This is a genomic window from Treponema sp. R8-4-B8, from assembly GCF_054786175.1.
The window spans coordinates 161,718-183,748 of the sequence record NZ_BDHE01000484.1 but is presented as its reverse complement, the minus strand read 5'-3'; the positions used below and the strand labels follow the sequence as shown (position 1 = coordinate 183,748).

The 22,031-nt window shown below is 34.2% G+C and carries 21 protein-coding genes and 1 pseudogene; 15 read left to right on the top strand and 7 right to left on the bottom strand.

Annotation, left to right across the window (positions count from 1 at the left end):
- Positions 1 to 352: 352 nt before the first annotated feature.
- Positions 353 to 1,027 (top strand): hypothetical protein, encoded by a 675-nt coding sequence (locus ACYVRA_RS11980; protein ID WP_461252942.1) that lies wholly within the window; start codon positions 353 to 355, stop codon positions 1,025 to 1,027.
- Positions 1,028 to 1,323: 296 nt separating this feature from the next.
- On the opposite strand, the gene ACYVRA_RS11975 is transcribed toward ACYVRA_RS11980, so the two are convergent.
- The 5 genes and pseudogenes from ACYVRA_RS11975 to ACYVRA_RS11955 all read right to left on the bottom strand — a co-directional run bounded on the left by ACYVRA_RS11975 (position 1,324) and on the right by ACYVRA_RS11955 (position 7,936).
- The gene (locus ACYVRA_RS11975) at positions 1,324 to 1,677 is read right to left on the bottom strand and encodes a DUF2085 domain-containing protein (RefSeq protein ID WP_461252941.1); all 354 of its coding nucleotides are present in this window, start codon (positions 1,675 to 1,677) and stop codon (positions 1,324 to 1,326) included.
- Positions 1,678 to 1,693: 16 nt separating this feature from the next.
- Positions 1,694 to 2,308, bottom strand: a complete 615-nt coding sequence (locus ACYVRA_RS11970; protein ID WP_461252940.1) for an SAM domain-containing protein — start codon at positions 2,306 to 2,308, stop codon at positions 1,694 to 1,696.
- Between the two features lie 445 nt (positions 2,309 to 2,753).
- A pseudogene (locus ACYVRA_RS11965) lies at positions 2,754 to 2,813 on the bottom strand (hypothetical protein); the annotation flags it as partial.
- Positions 2,814 to 4,371: 1,558 nt separating this feature from the next.
- Positions 4,372 to 4,683, bottom strand: coding sequence for a hypothetical protein (locus ACYVRA_RS11960; RefSeq protein ID WP_461252939.1), 312 nt, complete (start codon positions 4,681 to 4,683; stop codon positions 4,372 to 4,374).
- A gap of 1,864 nt (positions 4,684 to 6,547) precedes the next feature.
- On the bottom strand, positions 6,548 to 7,936 hold the full coding sequence (locus tag ACYVRA_RS11955) for a DNA primase family protein (protein WP_461252938.1): 1,389 nt from the start codon (positions 7,934 to 7,936) through the stop codon (positions 6,548 to 6,550).
- 172 nt (positions 7,937 to 8,108) lie between these two features.
- On the opposite strand from ACYVRA_RS11955, the gene ACYVRA_RS11950 reads away from it, so the two are divergent.
- The 10 genes from ACYVRA_RS11950 to ACYVRA_RS11905 all read left to right on the top strand — a co-directional run bounded on the left by ACYVRA_RS11950 (position 8,109) and on the right by ACYVRA_RS11905 (position 15,894).
- On the top strand, positions 8,109 to 8,345 hold the full coding sequence (locus ACYVRA_RS11950) for a hypothetical protein (RefSeq protein WP_461252937.1): 237 nt from the start codon (positions 8,109 to 8,111) through the stop codon (positions 8,343 to 8,345).
- A gap of 107 nt (positions 8,346 to 8,452) precedes the next feature.
- Positions 8,453 to 8,875, top strand: a complete 423-nt coding sequence (locus tag ACYVRA_RS11945; RefSeq protein WP_461252936.1) for a hypothetical protein — start codon at positions 8,453 to 8,455, stop codon at positions 8,873 to 8,875.
- A gap of 14 nt (positions 8,876 to 8,889) precedes the next feature.
- Positions 8,890 to 9,012: a hypothetical protein gene (locus tag ACYVRA_RS11940; RefSeq protein ID WP_461252935.1), complete on the top strand. Its 123-nt coding sequence runs from the start codon at positions 8,890 to 8,892 to the stop codon at positions 9,010 to 9,012.
- Positions 9,013 to 9,330: 318 nt separating this feature from the next.
- Entirely contained in the window at positions 9,331 to 9,657 is a 327-nt protein-coding gene (locus tag ACYVRA_RS11935; RefSeq protein ID WP_461252934.1) for a hypothetical protein, read from the top strand.
- 19 nt (positions 9,658 to 9,676) lie between these two features.
- The gene (locus ACYVRA_RS11930; RefSeq protein WP_461252933.1) at positions 9,677 to 10,474 is read left to right on the top strand and encodes an ankyrin repeat domain-containing protein; all 798 of its coding nucleotides are present in this window, start codon (positions 9,677 to 9,679) and stop codon (positions 10,472 to 10,474) included.
- Between the two features lie 50 nt (positions 10,475 to 10,524).
- The gene (locus ACYVRA_RS11925; protein ID WP_461252932.1) at positions 10,525 to 10,686 is read left to right on the top strand and encodes a hypothetical protein; all 162 of its coding nucleotides are present in this window, start codon (positions 10,525 to 10,527) and stop codon (positions 10,684 to 10,686) included.
- A gap of 113 nt (positions 10,687 to 10,799) precedes the next feature.
- Entirely contained in the window at positions 10,800 to 11,036 is a 237-nt protein-coding gene (locus tag ACYVRA_RS11920) for a hypothetical protein (RefSeq protein ID WP_461252931.1), read from the top strand.
- A gap of 112 nt (positions 11,037 to 11,148) precedes the next feature.
- Positions 11,149 to 14,784, top strand: a complete 3,636-nt coding sequence (locus tag ACYVRA_RS11915) for a DUF7149 domain-containing protein (protein WP_461252930.1) — start codon at positions 11,149 to 11,151, stop codon at positions 14,782 to 14,784.
- 42 nt (positions 14,785 to 14,826) lie between these two features.
- A complete protein-coding gene (locus ACYVRA_RS11910; RefSeq protein WP_461252929.1) occupies positions 14,827 to 15,285 on the top strand; it encodes a hypothetical protein in 459 nt (152 codons plus the stop codon).
- Positions 15,286 to 15,363: 78 nt separating this feature from the next.
- Positions 15,364 to 15,894, top strand: coding sequence for a hypothetical protein (locus tag ACYVRA_RS11905; protein ID WP_461252928.1), 531 nt, complete (start codon positions 15,364 to 15,366; stop codon positions 15,892 to 15,894).
- Positions 15,895 to 15,926: 32 nt separating this feature from the next.
- On the opposite strand, the gene ACYVRA_RS11900 is transcribed toward ACYVRA_RS11905, so the two are convergent.
- Both ACYVRA_RS11900 and ACYVRA_RS11895 read right to left on the bottom strand, forming a co-directional pair.
- Positions 15,927 to 16,757 (bottom strand): hypothetical protein, encoded by an 831-nt coding sequence (locus ACYVRA_RS11900; protein ID WP_461252927.1) that lies wholly within the window; start codon positions 16,755 to 16,757, stop codon positions 15,927 to 15,929.
- 159 nt (positions 16,758 to 16,916) lie between these two features.
- Entirely contained in the window at positions 16,917 to 17,861 is a 945-nt protein-coding gene (locus ACYVRA_RS11895) for a DUF6602 domain-containing protein (RefSeq protein ID WP_461252926.1), read from the bottom strand.
- A gap of 231 nt (positions 17,862 to 18,092) precedes the next feature.
- On the opposite strand from ACYVRA_RS11895, the gene ACYVRA_RS11890 reads away from it, so the two are divergent.
- From ACYVRA_RS11890 to ACYVRA_RS11875, 4 genes are read left to right on the top strand one after another with little or no spacing between them, the layout of a single operon-like run.
- A complete protein-coding gene (locus ACYVRA_RS11890) occupies positions 18,093 to 18,248 on the top strand; it encodes a hypothetical protein (RefSeq protein WP_461252925.1) in 156 nt (51 codons plus the stop codon).
- Positions 18,245 to 18,826, top strand: a complete 582-nt coding sequence (locus tag ACYVRA_RS11885) for a GNAT family N-acetyltransferase (RefSeq protein WP_461252924.1) — start codon at positions 18,245 to 18,247, stop codon at positions 18,824 to 18,826. The genes ACYVRA_RS11890 and ACYVRA_RS11885 overlap by 4 nt, the downstream gene beginning before the upstream one ends.
- The gene (locus tag ACYVRA_RS11880) at positions 18,823 to 20,265 is read left to right on the top strand and encodes a hypothetical protein (protein WP_461252923.1); all 1,443 of its coding nucleotides are present in this window, start codon (positions 18,823 to 18,825) and stop codon (positions 20,263 to 20,265) included. Before ACYVRA_RS11885 ends, ACYVRA_RS11880 begins: the two co-directional genes overlap by 4 nt.
- A 32-nt stretch (positions 20,266 to 20,297) precedes the next feature.
- Positions 20,298 to 21,278: a hypothetical protein gene (locus ACYVRA_RS11875; protein ID WP_461252922.1), complete on the top strand. Its 981-nt coding sequence runs from the start codon at positions 20,298 to 20,300 to the stop codon at positions 21,276 to 21,278.
- Positions 21,279 to 22,031 lie beyond the last annotated feature (753 nt).

The following is a 22,031-nucleotide window of genomic DNA, read 5'->3' as shown; positions in this document are numbered from 1 at the left end:
AATGAGGTGTGTTATGAACGCTATATTCAAGAAACCTTATCCGTTTTCCGTCTTCAAAAGGCATGACCGGCCTAGTTTTTTAGTGTCTTTTAAAGACGCTGCCGGAATAAGGATAAAAACAAACGTAATAATAATCCGGAAAATCCTTTATGAACAACACCAGAGAGGCGTAAAGAATTACATCGGTATTATTCCGCGAGAATGTCGGCTTAAATTGTGTCACTCAATATATAGCAGTGTTCGGGTTTCAAGGTACACTATGATGGTGTACAATGCGTGACCTCTACTCATTGCTATTTTGCTCTCTTGCCTGTAATCAAACTTTCGGGTATATTTAAAACAGGGGGAAAAAATGCCGACTAAAACAGCAGTAAAAAAAACAGTACGGAAAAATTCACGGACTAAAAGTCCACGGACTGTAAGTCCTAAAACCGCCAAAAAGCCAGCAAATAAATCGTCTCAAAAAATAACATTGGACGATTTATTAAAATCCCAAAACGAAGCATGGGCAGCAATACGGGAAACCCAACAAGCTCATAAAGAAACCGAAAAAACCATAAGAGAATCTAATTTAAGAACAGAAAAAGCTATAAAAGAGACCCAAAAAAACATCGGCGGTCTTAACAAAACATTAGGTTCTATTGCCGAACATATATTGACTCCAGGCCTTCCTCAAAAATTTAAAAAGCTCGGCTATTCCTTTAACCGCATAGCCACATATAAATTCGCGGAAGGCGTTTACGCCCAAATTGACGGTATGCTTGAAAATGGCGAACTCGCGATAGCGGTAGAAGTAAAAGCCACCCTTCGTAACGCGGATATAGACGACCACCTTCTACGCATGGAAAAAATACGCAAATACGCCGATGAACACGGCGACAAACGCCAATTCATGGGAGCGATGGCTTCTACAATTACAGATGATTCTACCAGAAACTACGCTCTAAAAAAAGGGCTTTTTGTTATTGAACCGTCAGGCGATGATGTTAAAGTTATAAAACCGGAGGGTGAACCAAAAGTTTGGTAAACATATTGGACGACTAAAATTTTTATGTCGGCTTAAATTATATTTCCTTTTTCCTTTTTCAGATGCGGATATTTAACATAACGAAAGCGTTATAGAATTTAAAAAAAAACGGCTTTATTCAAAATGCTGTAATGAACGGCAAACACAGTAAAACAATCAGTATGAGAAAAGCACTTCGCGTGTCCTTCACTTTCAGGGTCAATAAAAATAGACTGCTCAAAAATGTTACTTTTTGGACAGTCCCTTTCAAACCTTCTCTTTTCTGCTCCTCTACTTTTGCGTTTTCTTTATTTTAATTATATATTTATTTTTGTTTTTATTATTTCAATTGCTTTTATAATTATGTTTATAATAAATATTGTAACAAAATAACCGCATGTTATCCCTGTTAAAAATCTTCTTAAATTTGTTGAAACCCATAAATTTATATATTGCCCAAAACCATCAATTCCTAACAATACAAAAAATATTAATGCAAAAAGAAATAAATATTTTATATCATATTTAATATAAAAGAAGGAAAATATCAATCCACAGGTTTGACCAATAAATAAACCGGTACATCTGGCACATAGAGGAAATTGATAACCCTTTATAGAAAAACTACGTTCATGCAATTGATGGCAGCCTGTTTTTGCCCCCAATTTCATTAGAAAAATCCATATTTTAATGGAATTTATTTCCACAGTTTTTACATACCCACATAGTTTTAGAAGTAATTTTTCCCTTATTCATTCCGCATAAACCGCATAACCAGCCAATTGGACCAAGAAGTATAGCTCCTATCGCGCCTGAACAACAACCAAATCCTTTTGTTTTTCCTTCTACTTCACTAATTGCCTGAATGTCACTTGAACCGCATTTTGGACATTTTACACCGTCTGCGTTTACGGATGATAATGTTCCTTCTTTTGTCGCGGGTGATGATACATCCTTTAATAATGACAGAATTTTTTTCCTGTCACCCAGCATTGAAATACCAATATTCGATAAATCTGTATCAGATAAACTTATAGCTGATTCAACATTTTCAATTTTATTTTTTTCAAATATTTCACAATATTGTTCCAATTTATTTTCTTTTAGAAAATCGCTTATCGGCTTTTCTTTTATTTCTTTTAATTGTTTTTCATATTGCTCTTTGTCTAACTTTTCTTTGTCCAATTTTTCTTGTTCTAACTTCTTTTTATTTCTTCTATAAAATATCCCTATAAGGATACAAATAATAAAGAAAACTATATAAAGTATCCAAAAAATTGGATTTAAAAATAAATTGTTCATAAATTTCCTCCATGAATTTCCGGATCAAAAACATACGTCAACGAACTTGTCGCGCATCCGGCGAAAACAAAAAAAACGATTAACGAAATACCTAATAACAACTTCTTCATACAATTCTCCTTCCTTAGTTTTTAATCATTGCGGATTTTTCATTTTACAATTCAACGAATTGTTATTAAAACCACAGCACTGCTGGTGTTTTACATATTTTAACCATATTTTCCTCCTTGTTAATATTTTATGATTTCTCCCATGTTGTATTTTCACCATTCGGTCTTTTATATGTTCCTGGCCCCCCTGCAAGATATTTGTCACGCAAGTCGCCGATATAACCGCCGCTAATGCCATCTGAAATATCACCAAACGCATTAGCGCTTAACCCGTTTGAAGGAATAGTGCCTACAAACGTTACGCTGGTAAGGTTAATGCAACTGTCAAGGGCGTAATCACTAATTGTGGTAACTCCGCTCCCTATGGTTAAGCTGGCAAGGTTTCTGCATTCAATAAAAGCGGCTTGTCCGATACTGGTAACGCTGTTAGGTACAGTGTTACAGTTTTCTAATGCTTACTCACAAGTACGCTTTATTACTCATAAGTCTATATCAGATAACGAATTACGTCAACTACTTTCCTCATAATTATTTTTAATTGCTTATAATTACCCACCGTTATTCAACAAATATGATGTCTTTTCTGGTGTAACATAAGCGCACTTTACATTACCGCATTTAACAAACCTGAATAATTATTACCGCAAACCCCGTTCAAAACACCCTTTATAACGCCCATAAAAAACCCACAAAACAGCTTTAATCCCCATTACCGTATCATATTTAACCTTTACACCCAATAAAACCCCTTCCAATGCCGTTTTTTGCTCTTTTGAATGTCGCATAACGCTTTGCAAGTTTTCTCCAAAAAGAGGACCGCCTACGGCGGTAGGGCTGCGCCCTAATTGAAAACGAAAGGAAGAACACCCGATTTGTTAATATTATTCGCCAATACCCCCCGCCCCGCGCGCCCTGCCCATCGCAGCGCAGTCCGAGAGCAAAGCGAGAGTAGACCCACCCACCCGGCGCGCGGGGCAGGGGGTAATAATTCAGTATTGGCTTCGTAGTGTTGAACTATCCATAAGATTAAAACAAACAAAAAAACACATTCCCTATTTGTCGCGCTCCCAATTACAGAACAACAAACATAATAAATATTTCCCTCTCTACGCGCACACCGGGCTAAGGGCAATACGGCAACCGCCCGAACCCATAAATTTGTGAAAAGTAAATATTCGCCCTCAGTACTTATTCGCTCCCAATAACATTAGTTCAGACACGCAACATTATCCCCGCTCCAGAGTCGCCACCCCCTTAAAGCCTAAAGGTTAAAATTGCTCCGTTCCGCTGCGCTCCACTCCGCAATTTTTCCGGCAGAGACCGCCCTTTTTTGTGCGGACATTCGATATGCTATCCTAAAAATCTGGATAAACAGGAACAAAAAAGTATGGCAAGGGCAAACTGTAAAATTTAATAAAAATGAAAACACGGCATAATAACAACAGGCAAACTTCGCACCCATGCCCAACATCGTGTTGGGCATGGGCATGAAAAAAAAAGCTAATCCTCACGCTTTTTTTTTCTAAGATAATTCCAAAAGGGCATTAAACAACGGCGTACCGCCGGACGTGTTTTAACACAACAACAAAATAAAACGCCATACTTTTTTGTCTAAAATTATAGGCAAAAAGAAAATAAACAAAAGGCACAAAAAACCCCGGCAACCCGCCCATCACAAAATGCCGCAAAACACGCATTATAAAACCCGTGTGGGCAAGTCGCAGTACGCCCCACCCGCCAGCGCGACCTACAAGCACGGCGAAATACGGCGGCTACGTCGAGGCGGTTAAAATTATCGTACCCCCCCCTGCCGCCGTGCTACCCCCCCTAATTTTAATAAGGAAACTTTTGCGCCTTACGCCTGCCCATATAACAAAAGACCCGTAAAAATCAAATTTGCCCGACCTCATTTAAATTAAAAAACGATTAAGCATAAAACGCTAAATTATATGGTCAGGCTACAGGCGCAAAACTAACTATTAACCGGCTCAAAGGGGGGGAGCAGCCCACTCCCGTTGGTCGTGTGCTGTAAGGAAGAAAAAAAGGCAAACATCCATGTTTGCCTTTTTTTTCAGATACAGCGGCGTCCATGCCCGCAACCGCCTCAACTCCGCCGCAGAAAGGCGTAGTTTGCCCCACCCGGCGTGTCGCATAACAACAGGCGGAGCGGAATACGCACACGGCTAACGTAAATAAAACAGCCTTCCCAAATTCCGTAACTAAAAAAAATAAATCGCCGATGACCCCCTGCGAAAAAACCGCCATAGAAAATTATCGAAAATTAAATCTTTATAAAAGGCGGCTTTTTCGCAGGGGGCAATTTTCTAAATAAACCGCTCTCGTTTGATAAATAAAAAAGCGAGTGTTTTACTCCCTCTTGGAATTACAACCTGTTAATTTTAATCGATGAAACCCCCGCCCGATAATGCACGGCGTTAAGCCGTGTTGATAAATAATTCTTCATGGTGTGGCGCACAATAAAATCCCCACTTGTAAAAATGCGGCGAACCTTTAGGTGAGCCAGTGCGCCGTGCTAAAAAATCGCCAGAAAATGAATCATTGAAAGTGTAGCAAATGTAGCATAAAAGACGAATTTGCCACTTCTATATATATATTATATATATTTATAAGTTTCCTTTTTTTTTATTTAAGATACACAAATAAAAAAAAATATAGTAATAGGTGATAATTGGGAGTAAAAAGGAGCAACAGGGAGCAACAAAAAAAGTGTAGCATAATCCTTTGTTAATCCTACATAACCATACACCATGATACACGAATTTTTTCTCTTGGCAGCATGGATGCTGCTGTTACCAATGCTTGGTGAAGTTTTTACATCGTAAAAACTTCATGCAATAAAACTGGCATGGAGGCCATTTTTATTGCGGGGGGCGTGCGCGTCCCCTAAAAAAGCCATAATTTTGTAATTGGAAATTTTAACAATGTAGTAAAAGATTTTCTCGCTTTGTTTTTTGTTTTTTATCGCTAACAGATAGCAATACAGAGCAACCAGTAGCAACAGGGAGTAATACAAAAATCAATCAAATTATAATTCGTGTTTTCACTACCGAAAATTAAGGGGGCAGGGGTGAACCGATAACCGCGCCCCGTCAAGGGGCGTAGATGAAAAAATCGGCATGGCGTGGCGCACAATAAAATCCCCACTTGTAAAAATGGTCGAAACAAACCGCTCTCGTTTGATAAAAAAAAAGCGAGAGTTGTACTCCCTCTTGAAATCCCAACTTGAAAATTTTGTCGCTAAGACCCCTATGCGAAAAAACCGCCATAAAAAATAATTGAAATTTAAATCATTAAACAAGGCGGTTTTTCCGCAGGGGCAATGGCTGATAATAACCGCTACCCAATGACTGAATGACCCGATGACCGCCACATTAACTCAGTTTCAACATCTCCCTATAACCTCTTATAATATAAATATATTATTTTATTATTAGTCATTAAGTCATAAAAAAAATATATATATAAATAATATATATAAAGAATAATAAAGCGTAATTATGATGAAAAAAAAGAGACAAATTTTCTGACAAAATCACAGTCATTTATGACATTGAATTCCGTCAATATCCCTAATAACAGGGCAATTTTATCTTTATTTAGCATTTTTTTTCTTTTATGCGGCAAGGGATTTTTTTTACAGGGGGGAGCGTGCGCCCCCAAAAAATGCCATATTTTGTTAATAGCAAATTTTTTTTCTGTCAAAAAACGTCGATTATTCACCTGTTTGTTTACCCAATTAAAGGGGCGCACGGGGGAACCGATAACCGCACCCGCAGGGTGTAGATGAAAAATGCTACACGTTCCGGCGCCGTACAGCTTAACAAGATGAATAAAATGAGCCGCGGTCATAGCGAGGTACTTAAAAACTTTGTAAAAAAATAATTATTAGCGTCCCTATTTAAAAATAAAAAACCACAGGATTGCCCTTATCAACGACAAAATCCTATGGCTTTTTGTTCATTTCGTATTTTAAAATTCTGGAGTTTTGCCAAATACAAAACATTATAAAAAAAGCAATGTCTCTTATCATATTAGAAAAAATAATTAAAAACTTAATATTTCTCGTTGGCAAAACTCCTTAGCTAAAAAGCCGTAGGCTTTTTAGCATTTATTTCGCTAATCCAATCCCCGTCCAAAACCGCATTTCAGCCGTCCTACCCTGCACAAAACCCATTTCTTTAAGCCTCATAGTAAAAAACCTTTCGCTTACGGCGTGTTCCTTATTTTCCTCGCACCAATCGGCATAAGCCCTGTACAAATCCCTAATCCGAATCGTAATACCGCCGTCCTTTACGCACCGCTCCTTAATAAAATTTCCTATAACGTCCATTTCACCCCGATACTCGTCAGTAGCGTCAAGAATATCAGCAGGGGCTATTAACCCCTCACGCTTCCAATTTGCCGTACCTTCCAAAAGCCAATTAAGAATACCGCTTGTCTCCTGTTTCAATTTAGCTTCCAAGTTCTTATCCTGTTTTTCCTGTGCGATAGTAGTGGTAAAAGGAATTAATTTAATCCTCCGCCAAATGCCGTGATCCGTTCCTTTAATCAAAGGCTTGTGGTTAGTCGCCATAAAAATTTTAAAACTAGGGGTAAAATTAAAATATTCGCCGTACAGAAAACGTGCGGTAATCTGGTCATTGCCTGTAATCTTTTTTATAAGCGGTTCGGACAGCCGCCGCCCCTGTTCCGCTTCCGTAGTGGAAACAAAACGTGTGCCCCTCAACCGGGCTATATCGTTAGTGTATTGATCCGTGTTCTTTTTCATAAAACTTTCGGTAGGCGTGGAAGTGGCGTAATCGCCCAACAAATATTGAATCGTATTCAAAAAAGTGGTTTTTCCGTTAGCGCCGCTCCCATACAAAATAAACATAGTTTGTTCCGTATTATCACCCGTCAAAGCCCACCCCATAGCGGTCTGCAAAAATTTAATTAAATCCGGCTTATAATCCATAATCTCACGGATAAACTGCTTCCAAAGTGGGCAATCGGCGTTAGGATCATATTCAACATTGGCAAGTTTTGTGATCATATCCTCCTGCCTGTGTTCCCTGAATTCCCCTGTTACCACGTCAATAGTGCCGTTACGCACATTCAACAGCCACGGATTACCGTCAAGATCGTCAGCGGTAATATTCAACTCCTGGATATATTGCGCCGTTTTAATCATAGCCTCCCGCCTTCTTATGCTTTCGCTGATCCTCGCAAAATTCTCAATATCGATCCGTTCCCGATAATCGTTAGTCCTTGATAATTCATCATAAATGTTCCGCACGGTCTCAAGCCCTTTTTCATGAATCAAAGCGCCGCCCTCGTCAGTTTTCCAATTCGTTCCGTTCCAGACAAGCCATTTTTTCCAAGCGGTAAAATACCGGATATTCCGCTTATGCTCCTTTAACAGCCTTTCGGCGTTAGTTGAATCAGTAAATTGAATACTCCCATTTTTCAATTCGCTAATCCTAAGATAAACGCTTTCATCACCGATAGATTCTTTCATAATCACTCCTTGAATGTTTATTTGATTAACATAGGGTATCAGCAAGCAAACCCTTGTCATCTTGTATTCAAAAGTAAGACCGTATTATCAAAGTAATAAAAAGGTAAAACGTGCAATTTTCCCCTTGCCTGAAACTTCCAAAAGCAAGTAAAATGATAATAAGGAGAAATATATGCCACAAGCGCAAACCATGACCCTTGACGAAAAACTAGCCATTTCAAACAAGGCTTGCTTATTATTACAAGCCGGAGACAGAGAAGGGTATAGCCGCCTTACAAGATCAATCCCCATGCCGCCATATCTGGCAAAAATGTACAAAGAAAAAGTTGGTTTGAAGCCATTGATAGAGAGCGGGTGGAACTTATCAGAAGCAGAGGCGGAATTTGGACCAGATTTTACTCGTCAATAGTATTATATGAAGCAGCGTCAAATATCGACGCAGGGCGTAAGGGGTTTGCCACCAAAGGAAAAGCCGAGGAAGGGCGAATTTCTTATGAAACAGGTATCGCTGATGCCATGTCATTATTTAAACAAGCCCAAACCTCCGCTGACCCTCAAACCCTTATTCTTGCCGAATATACCTTCTTATCGCAAGAGCTTGAATTTTTAGAAAAAACAGATAAAGACAGCATAAGCAGTTTATCTAAAGCCGTAAAATTCTTTGATGATGCTTTTCTTGCGGTGAAGGCTCTTAATGAATTAGATTATAAATTAGTTGATAATTTCTTTCTCCACGATAAAGAATACCGTATAAAAGACTATCCAAAAGATTCATTTCACGTTGCATGTGGCAAACATCAGACTAGGCTAAAAAACATACTCAAAGCCCCAGGGCTAGACCCTATCGAAAAGGCATTGTTAAAACAGCGTTTAGCTAATATGTCTACCGCGCAAACAGCGTATGTGGAGAAACAGAAGAAGGCTTTAGCAAAAGAATAACAAAAGGAGAAAATATGTCTGCTTTAGATGATATAACTAAATTGGTTCTTAAAAAACTTGATGAAAATGAAAATGGATTAAGGTGGGCTGATTTATATTCTATGATTAAGATAGAATACCCAAATATGAAAAGCTGAACCATCGTTGGCAGTTTACGGAAATTTTATAATAAAAATATATCTTCTGTTTATAAACCTGATAAGGGGCTTTATAAGCTGATAAAATATCAAGATACTAATTCTCAAAATATATCTTCAGTACCAAATAATAATTTTCAGCCTAACAATCAAATACCATCAATTAAAGAAGAAGACTTTTATGACAGTTTTGCCGCATGGCTTGTTGATGATCGTGAAGAATGTACAATAGCAAAGGAATTAGGAAGGAATATTTTTGGTAATAAATGGGGAACCCCTGACGTAATAGGAGTATCAAAATCATTACCTACAGATATTGTGAAAAAAGATATTGAAATTACATCTGTTGAAATAAAATTTTCACAAAATGAATTAATTACAGCTTTTGGTCAGGCTTGTTCATATAAAATATTTAGCCATAAGGTATATTTAGTTATACCACAGCAATCTAATGCAGAAGAAATATCCCGATTAGATTCCTTGTGCTTTTTATTCGGGATTGGGCTAGTATTATTTGATAATACCAATCCAAATATGCCAAATTATCAATTAAAAAATAGAGCTCAAAAAGGTGAACCTGACAATTATTATTTGAATAAAAATATAGAAAAGGCAAAAGACTTCTTTAATGAATTGTTATCATAAAAATATTAAGGAATAAAATATGTTCGCCAAAGAATTTAATGACCTTATAAATGATTTTTTTGACAAACCTCACCTTTCCAAGCTGGAAGACTATGTTTCCAAATTACCGAATGTAAATATAATTGAAGATTCAGATGGTAAAAGCCTAATGGAAGAAATAGTTTTCTCTTGTAGTTATGAACGTGATATAACAAATTTATTAACCATGCTCATAAATAAAGGCGCAGACGTAAATTATCAAGACTGGTACGGTAGTACTTGTTTGCACATGGCTATTTACGAAAGATCATATTCTTCCATGAAATGTTTATTTGAGCATGGAGCAAATCCCAATTTAATCAGCATTGAAGATAGTCATACTGTTTTAGATTTCGCATACGATGAATATTGTATGTCAGACGATAAAGAAGACGAAAATAAACTTATTGAAATAATTAAACTTGTATTACATTATGGTGGTAAATCCCATGAGCATCTTTTTACTAAAAATGTTGACACGTATTTATTAATAGATCATTATTATCCAACAGGTTTATTTATTAAAGATGGTAATATTCTTGTAGAAGATATACCCAATATCGACCAATTAAAAGTGGAAGAATTTTACTATTGGCTTTTAATGAGACCCGCAGATAGGTTGTTTCAAAATGAACGTGAGCATCCGCTTGTAAGAACATTTTATAAAAGACAGGATGAATGGTGTGATTATTTTTCAGGATTATTAGGTGATCAGATAATTATAGGGAACAATTCAGTAAAAATTTCTGGAGATGTTTGTGATAGAAGAGAAAAAGCGTACAAGCAAAAAGAAGAGTAAATATTTGTAACTCCCTTACACAATCCATATAGATATGATATAATGTCCGCATGAACCTAATTCATGAAGCTATCATTTTTGCTACCCTTAAACATAACTCGGCAAAAAACTCAAACAGAAAAGGGACTAATATCCCATATATAACGCATCCAATGGAAGTAATGCAAATATTGTCCGCCAATAACTGCTCTGAAATAGTTATTGTTGCTTGAATACTTCATGACACATTAGAAGACACTTTTACAAAGCCAGATGAAATCAGCGAAAAATTCGGTCAGGACGTTTTGGAAATTGTCCAAACAGAATCCGAAGACAAGTCAAAAACATGGGAAGAACGAAACAGGCAACAATCGATCATCTTAAAAACGCCTCTCTGGAAACAAAATTGGTATGCTGTGCCGACAAACTCTCCAATATACGTTCAATGGCAAGTGATAAAACCATTGTTGGCGATCAACTTTGGGAACGTTTTAATGCCACTAAAGACCGTATTAAGTGGTATTATGAGGGCGTTTCATCTGCCTTGCCTGAACTTGAAAATTACCCGATGTATCAGAGCTGAAAACGCTTATAAACGAAGTTTTCGGGTAAAAACTGAATATTTGTATAGAAGACAGGTTTCGAGTTGCTTGTTTTTTTCTTGCGTGGTAATATGATTTTCAGGAGTATAATCATTGCCGGAAATTTCGATAAAAGACGCCCTTAACAGCGCCTATATAAAAGTTCCAGTTTCCCGCTCCGACATTGATAAATTCAAAGAAGGCATACATAACTTGCTTTCTGACATAAAAGAAAAGCCTGATGAGTCCGAAGAACATCATAAAAACACAATATCCGCTTTTTTACAGAAAACTTTTTACTCTCCTGATTATTATATCAACACACGCTATAAACTTGACTTGGTTATTCACAACGGCGAGAAATCCAGTACTTCGGTTGGTGTAATTATTGAAACTAAAAAGCCAGGTAAAAGCCCAGAAATGGCAAGCCGTTCAAATATCAATGTTAAGTCCATGCAACAATTATTGTTTTATTTTTTTAATGAAACAATTACCAATAAAAACAATGATATAAAAAATTTAATTATTACTAATGGGATAGAATGGTTCATTTTTGACTCTAAAGATTTTTATCGTTATTTCTTAAAGAATACTGAACTGGTAAACAAATACAAAGAATATAAAAACAAGTCATTATTCGGCACAGATACAACATACTTCTACACTTACATTGCCGCCCCTTGCATTGAGAAAGTAAAGAATGTTATTCCGTTTGCGTATATTAATTTATCCGATATAGAAAAAATTATTTATCAGCCGGATGCCGAAGATGAAAACAAGTTAATAAATTTGTATAAAATATTTTCACCGCAACACCTTTTGAAAAAATCATTTTCAAATGACAGCAATTCATTAAATCAGAATTTTTATTTTGAACTGCTTTATATTCTTGGGTTAACCGAAGAAAAAGAAGAAAATAAAAGGGTTATTGTCCGCAATATAAAAGACAGGCAAAACGCTTCATTGCTTGAAAGCACAATCTTCCAATTATCCGAAGATATAGCCGATGAAGAAGTATTGTTTGCCATTTCTTTTGAATTAGTTATCACTTGGATAAACCGCATTCTGTTTTTAAAACTGCTTGAAGCCCAATTATTAAAATATCAAGACGGTAATAGAAATTATGCGTTTTTGAATATAAATACTATTCCGAATTTTAATGAATTGAATACTTTGTTTTTTAAGGTTCTCGCCGAAAAAACAAATTCACGGGATATAAGCATCAAGGAGAAATTCAAAAATGTACCTTACCTTAACAGTTCGCTGTTTATAAAAATTGACAATGAAAGAAAATGTCCCATCTCCAGTTTGCAAAATAAAGAGATGGACTTGTTTTCTTCTACAGTTCTTAAAGATGAACAAGGGAACAGGAAAAAAGGCAAAATTTCCCTTCTTGAATATATCTTTTCTTTTTTGGACGCTTATGATTTTTCAAATGTCGATAGTGATATAATACAAGAGTACAAAAAGACCATTATTAACGCTTCTGTATTAGGGCTTATTTTTGAAAAGATCAACGGCTATAAAGACGGCTCATATTTCACCCCCGGTTTTATCACATCTTTTATAAGCTCTGAAACAATTAAAAAATTGGTAATAACAAAATTCAATGCCGCTAAAGGCTGGAAAGCCAAGACAATGAAGGATATTTTTAACAAAATAGAGAAATTAGGTATTCAGGAAGCAAACGACATAATCAACAATATAACTATTTTAGACCCCGCTGTAGGTTCCGGTCATTTTCTTGTTTCCGCTTTGAATGAAATAATCGCAATAAAGAGTTTTTTGGGTATTCTTGTTGACAATGAAGGTTTTAAAATCAAAGATTATAAAATTTCCGTTACCAATGACGAGCTTGATATACTGGACAAAGAGACCGGAAAACCTTTTGAATATAATTATAAAAACCCAGACAAACAAAGGCTTCAAGAAACACTTTTTAGGGAAAAACGTCAATTGATTGAGAATTCCCTATTCGGAGTTGACATTAATAGAAACTCGATTAAAATTTGCCGTCTTCGATTATGGATAGAATTGTTAAAGAGCGCATACTATACAAAAGAGAGTAAATTTACCGAGCTTGAAACCTTGCCAAATCTTGAATTGAATATAAAATCAGGCAACAGTCTAATTACACGTTTTGATCTGGATATTGATTTATCTGAAGTTTTGAAATCGCTTGATTTTTCAGTACAAGATTATAAAACCACGGTATTGAATTATAAAAACTCCTCAAACAAAGAAGCGCAGGAAGATTTAGACAATAAAATTGAAAAAATAAAAAATAGTTTCCGTGCCAATATTAAAAATCTTGACAAAAATTATAAACGCAAAATAAATTTGCGCGGTGAAATAAACGCCATTAAGAATCAGAAAGACCTATTTATTATTTCAGGCGATAAAGAACGTAAAGCAAAACTATTAGAAAAACTTGAAATCGAATTAACCAACGTCGAAAATCTTATGGACGAAATCGAAAATAATAGAATTTATGAGGACGCTTTTGAATGGCGTTTTGAATTCCCCGAAGTGTTGAATAACGATGGTAATTTTATCGGGTTTGACGCGGTTATAGGTAATCCCCCTTACGGCATATTGAACAAAAAACAGAATAAATCGGAAAGCATTGTAATCCCTGATGAGGAGCTGTCGTATTATAAAGAAAATGAGTTTTACGCTCCCGCCCAGGGCGGTATGTTAAATATTTTCCGGCTATTTATCGTAAAAAGTGTTTCCCTGCTAAAACAAAACGGTATTTTTTCACAAATTTTCCCGTTGGCGTTTACCGGAGACATTAGCATAAAAAAACTACGGAAGTTTATTTTTGATAATACTCAAATACATTTTATAGAGGCGTTTCCCGAAAGGGATAACCTAAACAGACGTGTTTTTGAAGCGGTCAAAATGTCAACTTGCATTCTGCAATGTCAAAAGCAAACCCCGACTCCTAAAGAACAATTTTACCTGCGTTTGAATGATGATAGAAGCATCAGCCATGATGAAAATAAAAACTTTTTAACGAGTGAAGACATCTCATTCCTACAGCCGGAATTTTTAAGTTTCCCCCTTACTTCTCCTATTGAAACCAATATTTTATTAAAGACTTATAAAAAAGGTAAACGATTTATTGAATATGGCAGTTGTGGAGAAGGCGAAGTACACATGACGGCGTGTAAATCGGCTTTTTCTGATGATAAGACAAAGGCAACCTTACTCAAAGGGGCAATTATTGATCGTTACATATTGCGTAAAAAAATGAGTCAAGGCGAAATAGTCTATATTAATGAACCAGTGTTATTTAAATTAAAAACAATAAATATGGACGTAATCAATAATGAACGTATCGTCATGCAAGGCATTACGGGCGTAAATGAAAAAATACGAATAAAGGCAATGATTGTAAAGAACGTGTACTGCGCCAATTCATTGAATTTCCTATCTATACAAAAAAACATTAACCTAAGATATTTACTTGGTTTAATGAATTCAAAATTGCTCAATTTTATTTTTAAGAAATTTAACACAAACAGCAACGTAAACGGCTATGAAATTAACAACCTCCCGATTATCGAAGCTGACAAAGCCACTGAAAAGAAAGTTATCGCCCTTGTAGAAAAAATTCTGCACGAAAAGCCCATGAAGTCAGGCGAGGATAGAGCATTTTTGGAAAACCAGATAGATGAAATCGTTTATAATCTCTACGGGCTGGATAAACAAGAGATAGACATAATAGAAAGCGATTTATTTTAGGAATGGGGTATTATGGAGAAAGAAATATAAAGGAGAACTAAAATGATAGAAGCAAATGGAATGCAAATACCCACAGACATGGTTTTGTCTAGTTGGGGCGATGACCAAAAATTGAAACATACAAATTATTTTGAGACCGATTACTACCAGCTTGGTTTATATTATCTCTGTCAGCATTGTGGTAACTGGGATTTGTTAGTATCACCTAATGCTTCAGAACTTATTGAAGCCGCCGCAGGCTCACGTGGCGTAATAATTACCCGTGGTCTTTTTGAAGGCAAAGACACATTTCAGATAAGGTTTGTAGATGACGAGGAATATCCTTACATGGTAATGATAAAAGCAGATTTTGTCGGGTTCCCACCCGAAAGAACAAAAGATGCTATTGAAGGTATTTCATTCAGAATTCACCAAAATAAAGTCGGAAATACTCCTGTTGTTATGGAAAATGTTATTTATAACGAAGTAGAAACATTACCTTGGGTTCCTAGGATTGATTAAGGAAAGATGAAAAACAATTAAAGGAATTAGGAATAATAAAAGATTAATCATGAAGAATAATGAATTTTGGAAAATAAAATGAAAGATAATAACTTAACATGGGATGATATTATTGAATCAATACAAAAAGGAATTGCTAATAGCCACGGAGAAACAGACGAAGAAAAATTACAATATTTTAAAGAAAAAATATTAGGGCATCTTGATAAACTTTCAAATGAGCCTGTCGATTACGGAAAAATTACCAGAATATCACAATGGGCAGATATAATAGCAATGAAAGTGGCGGATTTTCGTGAAGAAAAAGGAGTATATCCCAATATATTATTGGCAAATACATCTACATATGATAAGATAGATAAATACTATAAAAAACACCCCGAGAATTTAATATATGATGGTTGTGAAGAATCACCTGAATTTGATGGGTTATCTGGATTTTATACGTCTGAATATAATTTAGATTTTTGTATAGACAATGACATTACCATAAATCATTTCAGGCTTGTATTTGATGAAAATCCTGATTTTGACGGAGAGACAATCATAGAATACAAATTTGAATCAACTGCTAAAAAAGTGAAATTTTCATACAAAAAAGCGGCGTAAGAGGAAACTCAGCCTGTCGCATTTTTCCCTTATTAAGTCTTTATTTTTCTGTAAGTAATTGTATCAAAAGCCCTTATATTTTCATTATTTTGTATCTTGATTTCCTTTTCCCAATCATCTCCAAAACAACCGTCCAACCATGTATAAGGATTATTTGTTAGGCTAAATACTTTAGTAGTACTATATTCTTGAAAAACAAAAACTCCTTCTTCCATTAGAAACGTCTTGAACTTCGGTATATACTCATGGAAATTTGGCATATAACACCAGATATTATTTACACGAATTACTGAAATTGTTTCCCCAATATCTTCAATAATAACATCGCTTATGTCTTTATTTATTACAAAAACATTGCTTAATTCCTTTTCTTTAATTTTTATTTTTATACATTCACAGGTAAAAATAGATTTATCAACTAGGTAATAAGTAGTCTCCTTATCTAAATCATCAAAGAAGTGTATGAAATTAAACCCACATGCAAGATCAACAAATTTTGTTCCAGTTTTTGGACACTTATATAATTCATCTAATTTATATTTTTCGATTTCAGGATTTCCCCTATATTTACTCAGATACACATGAGCTGACTTATTGATAAATTCTATAAATTCTGCATTGCCAAATATTTTACTTTCATAAAATACCAAAAAATCGTTTAAGTATGGGTAAATAGAATTATATATATCTTGTTTTTTCAAATAATCATTCAAGAAATAATTTATTGTTTGTTCTATATCATATTTGCAGTTATCATATAACAGCATTAACGATGTAATTTCTGTTTTGTAAATTTCGTGTTTTTCTAAAAAAGAAAAATCGTTCCCAGTTCTTAAAATATATTCATTCTCTATTTCATTCATAAAGTCCATATTTCATTCCTTTACAGATTCTATTATTTTTCTTATAATAATTAAGAAGGGAAACCATCCTCTAAGGCGCACTTCGTTGCACTATACCCTCCTCAACGGGAGCAAGTCCCTGTAACACCCCCCAAGAAATTATCCAGATTTATTCTTTTGTTAATCATAAGGAGCCATATTTAGTGTTTGCCCTATTATCCTTCTCCAATCCATACTTCCTAGTCGAATAAAATCAAATGCAAAAAGGAGTAATGAAACACCTATTCCCCAAGCTAAATTCTCTCTGTTGTAAATTCTATAATTTGTACTTTTTCCGTTTAACCAAAATGGAGAACTAAAGTAACTATTAACTATGGGGAATAAAACAATATCTTTATGAAGCACTAATAAATCTACACAGCGTCCGCTAGAAGACAGATCTTTGCCAGTCAAGTTATCATCTATTTCTTTTGCATCAAGAAGTTCAGTATTATATTTTAACCTTACTCCTCTTGTGAATATACAAGTGTATAAAGGATTATCAATTTTTGGATAGTTTTCGCCCCTTGTTGCTTTGATAATATCTAATGTTTCATCAGCAGTTTCAAAATAAAATGGGTTTAATCGCATTTCTTTTCTTCCAATTTTTTTTATTGCAGTTGCTTGTTCAAGTGCTTTTTTAAGACTGTTACCATGCCCATTTTCTAAAACAATAGTATTTTTTGCTTCAATATAAGCAAGTACAGCTTCAATTGGTATACGTTGTTTTTGTGCATAATTATTATCATCAAGTAAACGTAATACTGGAAATTTCCACTGATCAAAAATAATAATATCATCACCTATAGATTTGTTATCAATGGTAAAAACTGTTCCACGGCATATTCCGTATTTAGTTGGAAGTATAACACGCAGAGCCTTACATATAGCTATTTCAAATTCATCGCCTAAATCAAAATTGTAATCTGCTCTGATTTCCCCTAACAAAGAGGTAAATTTTTCACCAATTGTATATAAATAATCAGCGTAAACGCTATTCATAATATCTATTGTATCATATCTTTTTTTTAGGTAAAACACATAAAACATGACAATATTATTAATTTTTGGAAAAGCCTTCCCCATCGCTCCAGTGTCAAATGGTCCGTCATGGGAGATGCAAAATTCCCTCAATCAAAGTAAAACCTTTCGCATTTCCGTTTCAATGCCGTCCTTAAAAACACCAAAAACCCACTACTAAAAGCAAAAAAGAAAGGAAATGCAGTTAATAATGTTTTCTCCTCATGTTCTACAAAGTGGCAATAACAATTGCAATTACTTAAAATACATGATACATTATAAGAAAGAGGTAATAAAATGGCTGCCAAAATTAAACCAGTAGAGCCGACTGTAATAAAGGACAAGAAAATTGTCAGTGAAGTTATAGCCCAAGTACGCCGTAAGCCGGCTGCCGAAGACATTAGATGGGCAAAAGCACGCAAGAAACTTTTTAGCGAATTGACCGCAAAATGAACCAAAACGACAAAAAATCAATTATCACCGATAAGCGGCTTTTTTCACTTGAACAGCTTACAAAGAAAATCCGTCTTGATAGTTTTTTCTGCCCGATTGAAGAATATAATGACTATCTGTTACACGAGGCGTTAAGATCACAAAATGACCAAATGGCGCTCACATGGCTTCTGCTTGAACGCTCCACTGGTGCTGTCGCCGCATATATGTCCCTCATATCCGATGCCATAAAATTATCAGCTACAGAAAAAGAACTCCATAATCTTGACTACTCCTTCAAAACCGTCCCCGCAATGAAAATAGCAAAACTGGCAGTTTCCGCCCAATTTCAAGAAAAATATCGAGGTATCGGTTCGCTTATGATAGAAATGGCTATCGAGATCGCCGAATCTTGCAATGAACAACATTTCGCCTACCGTTTCATCACCGTTGATGCCGATATAGAACACAATGAAAGCGTCCTTAATTTTTACCAGAAAAACGGTTTTATCCCCAACGAAGAAACCAACAATAAACGTCGTAAAACAATCAGTATGTGCAGGGATATTTTGTTTAGTGTAAAAGAGTATATGACATGAAATCATTATATGAAAAAATAAAAGTAAAAACTACTTTTTATAAGTTTTTATTTTTTATTACTACTATTACATCATCTATAATAATTGCCTTTACAGCAATATTTTTTGTTGTCCCTATATTCAAAAAGAATGATATAATTCCCATAAATATTTTTATATTTGAAAATGAATTATCAATCAAAATACAGGAAGAAATAAACAATTCTATCTCAACGAATATTGAAAATATATATAACAGACTTCTGTCTAATATCCAGTTCTCAATAGCTCTTTTTTCTGCTGCGTTAGTCATTTTTGCTATCGTTTTTGGCGTTATTTATTTCTCAAAAATCAAAGATGCAGAAAATCTCATTAAAGAAATTCAAAAAACTCCAGGATTGTTTTTTGAACAATTTTATAGAGAACAGTATAACATGAATACATCAAAATTATTTTCGGAAAATCTTATAAAAAGATATGATGCAATAAACAAATTAACTTTTAATCCAGTAATTAATAACAATGACTACGACCTTTTACAGGAAGTTCTATATAACGAACTTAATCGTGATTTGCATATTTATTCTAACCAAAACATTAGTACATTAACAAGTATATTAATAAAAATTAATAATATGAAAACAATTTCTTTTTTAATGAAAATACTAAGAGAACAAAAATATGATCCATTAAAGCATAATAGTATTCTTACACACCTTATAGCAGATAATTCACCAGAAACTGTAATCTATATAAAAGATCAGTTGATTGTTAATAATGAAATGAGCACTTATTTAGTGTCATTATTAGCAAGTGGTGGAGGGTTAAATAATTATATAGATTTCATCCTTGAGAAATGTAATGATTCTGCATTGCAAATGGTTATTAATATGTCATATTCCAATATATGGCATATTAATACTGACAATTTCTTTGACCTTATTTTGTCAAGAGACGATATTGATAATCAAAGTTTACATAGTATTATATCAAACAAATCAATTATTACAAAAGAAAAAATCGACTTGGTTTTACATTTTTATTCAAAAAACCCTCAAAAATTTGATTCATTGCTTAATAATTTAATTAACACAATCAATTCTGATGAAAATGCAAAAAAAGAGTTTTTAAAAATAGCACAGAAAGATGAATACAAGGAATTAGTAAAAGAATACTTTATAAAAAACGATCATCAAAAATCATATTTTGCAAACTTTCAGGATAATGATATAGTTAAGCAAAAATCAACTGAAAAGAATTTAAAAAGTTCTTCTGTTGTTATCAATGAATATGGGTTATGTCTTAGCGAAGATGAAGTTGTTGTAATTGATAAAAATGGTGTAAAATATACTATAAAACAATACAGTCGCTCTGTTTTTGGTCCCATATTTCCAGTTTTGTCTGGTATTATGATAGAGGGTACATTTATTGATATTGAAGAACTAAAAAAAGACAAATGAATATAAAATAGAGTATTATTTGTTGACTAAATATGGATAAAATGATAAAAAAATCTATGAGAGCAATCTTTTTTCTTTTTTTTATTGTTTTTTCATACTCAGTATTTGCCGATGATCAAAATGATAAAACCGACTATTCTGAAAAAGGTAATTTAAAACAATCATTTTATGAAATACAAACCCAAATTGATAAACTAAATCAAAAATATTTTGAGTTGTTAGATGAAATTAAAAATACTAATATTAGTAATTATAGTAATATTTTTAGTCATTGGTTAAACATACAGCAAATATTAATAGGTTTACTTGCAGGGTTATCGTTATTATTACCTTTACTTACATACTTGTTCGGTTATAAACCTGCTAAAGATGCTGAAGAAAGACTAAGAACACTAGAAATCAATTTTGAAAAAGTTGTAAAAGAGAGACTAGAAAAATATATTAAGGATAAAGAGATTAATGATATGAAGACAGCTATTAATAACTTGTCATCAAATAATCAAGAATTGAAAACTCAAGCTATAAATTATATTAATTATAATCCAAATGTTCAAATTGACGATATTGAGCGCAAGAAAGTTTATGAAATGTTGATCGACCCTAATGTTTCAGAACAAATAAAAATACCATTAGGTTTAGTTCTCACAAATAAAAAATCAATTTGGGCTGATTTATATTTTGACATCATATCAAATAACGAAAGTATTTTCAAAAAAAATTTCTTTTATATTACTAAATATTTATTGCTATATGGTTATCAGTATAAGAAAGATATAATTATTTCTTTATTACAAAAAAGTGATGATAAAACTTCATTTTTATATTATTTTGTTATATCACCATCCTTAGTATTTTCAGATTCTTTAATAAAAGAAATTATAAATGACAAAGATACATTATCCCTTCTTACAGAAAGTGAAAAAAATAAATTTTGCAATCAAATCAAAGAAGCTGAAAAGCAATATAACCTTAAAATTCAAGATTCAGAATTATATAAAATCCTTAATGTATAACAAAACATACGCCAGATGTAAGTTCCTTGTTTTCTCTAATAATCGTAACATATAAATGATCACAAAGTATTTTTCACAAACTGCCATATTATTTCCAGTTGTGATATTTTTTTATAATGCGTTAAAATACCTCGTCTGAAAATCATCATTCTTTCCATGCCATAATATCTAATCTAACTAATGAAAATATAGATGCCTAATTGTATAATATTTCCGCCAATAGTTGTTGAATTTGTGTCGGATTAGGCAGTTCTTTTTGTAACTCTTTTGGTAGAGTAGGCGTAATACGATGGACAAGTAGTAGTATCTGACACTACTTTTTCATAGTGTCGCTTGACTGCCGACCACCCTTATATATAACGTGTAGGTCAGCATTAAAAAAAATCGCATCTGCCTACATATTTCACATAACAAATAATTCATTCCGTATAACCCTTTTGGCATGGCTTTTGCAGTGGGAATAAAATGGCTACAGCCAGGCAAAAGCCATGCCAACCCCCTGCGGGGGGCAGGGCAATTATTCTAATTCTTCTGTGTAAGCGTTTTTTCCCTTGTAAAGTAAAATAAGGTAAAAATTGCTTACGCAATTTTTTCTATTCTTAGTTTTAAAAATTAATAACACCCAACAGGCGGGGTATTTTGTTTTCCTTGGTGGTGTGAGCGCGCCCTGTGCGGTGGCGAAGGGCGCTACAGCCCACACCACCAATACAAAATACCCCGCCTGCCTTCGTTGGGTTTTTGTTAAAGGCGGCG

What these genes read in the sequence shown, in the direction of transcription:
- ACYVRA_RS11980 (WP_461252942.1), top strand. Translation starts at nt 353, where the DNA reads ATGCCGACTAAAACAGCAGTAAAAAAAACAGTACGGAAAAATTCACGG.
- ACYVRA_RS11975 (WP_461252941.1), bottom strand. Translation starts at nt 1,677, where the DNA reads ATGAAATTGGGGGCAAAAACAGGCTGCCATCAATTGCATGAACGTAGT.
- ACYVRA_RS11970 (WP_461252940.1), bottom strand. Translation starts at nt 2,308, where the DNA reads ATGAACAATTTATTTTTAAATCCAATTTTTTGGATACTTTATATAGTT.
- ACYVRA_RS11960 (WP_461252939.1), bottom strand. Translation starts at nt 4,683, where the DNA reads ATGGCGGTTTTTTCGCAGGGGGTCATCGGCGATTTATTTTTTTTAGTT.
- ACYVRA_RS11955 (WP_461252938.1), bottom strand. Translation starts at nt 7,936, where the DNA reads ATGAAAGAATCTATCGGTGATGAAAGCGTTTATCTTAGGATTAGCGAA.
- ACYVRA_RS11950 (WP_461252937.1), top strand. Translation starts at nt 8,109, where the DNA reads ATGCCACAAGCGCAAACCATGACCCTTGACGAAAAACTAGCCATTTCA.
- ACYVRA_RS11945 (WP_461252936.1), top strand. Translation starts at nt 8,453, where the DNA reads ATGTCATTATTTAAACAAGCCCAAACCTCCGCTGACCCTCAAACCCTT.
- ACYVRA_RS11940 (WP_461252935.1), top strand. Translation starts at nt 8,890, where the DNA reads ATGTCTGCTTTAGATGATATAACTAAATTGGTTCTTAAAAAACTTGAT.
- ACYVRA_RS11930 (WP_461252933.1), top strand. Translation starts at nt 9,677, where the DNA reads ATGTTCGCCAAAGAATTTAATGACCTTATAAATGATTTTTTTGACAAA.
- ACYVRA_RS11925 (WP_461252932.1), top strand. Translation starts at nt 10,525, where the DNA reads ATGAACCTAATTCATGAAGCTATCATTTTTGCTACCCTTAAACATAAC.
- ACYVRA_RS11920 (WP_461252931.1), top strand. Translation starts at nt 10,800, where the DNA reads ATGGGAAGAACGAAACAGGCAACAATCGATCATCTTAAAAACGCCTCT.
- ACYVRA_RS11910 (WP_461252929.1), top strand. Translation starts at nt 14,827, where the DNA reads ATGATAGAAGCAAATGGAATGCAAATACCCACAGACATGGTTTTGTCT.
- ACYVRA_RS11905 (WP_461252928.1), top strand. Translation starts at nt 15,364, where the DNA reads ATGAAAGATAATAACTTAACATGGGATGATATTATTGAATCAATACAA.
- ACYVRA_RS11900 (WP_461252927.1), bottom strand. Translation starts at nt 16,757, where the DNA reads ATGAATGAAATAGAGAATGAATATATTTTAAGAACTGGGAACGATTTT.
- ACYVRA_RS11895 (WP_461252926.1), bottom strand. Translation starts at nt 17,861, where the DNA reads ATGGGGAAGGCTTTTCCAAAAATTAATAATATTGTCATGTTTTATGTG.
- ACYVRA_RS11890 (WP_461252925.1), top strand. Translation starts at nt 18,093, where the DNA reads ATGGCTGCCAAAATTAAACCAGTAGAGCCGACTGTAATAAAGGACAAG.
- ACYVRA_RS11885 (WP_461252924.1), top strand. Translation starts at nt 18,245, where the DNA reads ATGAACCAAAACGACAAAAAATCAATTATCACCGATAAGCGGCTTTTT.
- ACYVRA_RS11880 (WP_461252923.1), top strand. Translation starts at nt 18,823, where the DNA reads ATGAAATCATTATATGAAAAAATAAAAGTAAAAACTACTTTTTATAAG.
- ACYVRA_RS11875 (WP_461252922.1), top strand. Translation starts at nt 20,298, where the DNA reads ATGGATAAAATGATAAAAAAATCTATGAGAGCAATCTTTTTTCTTTTT.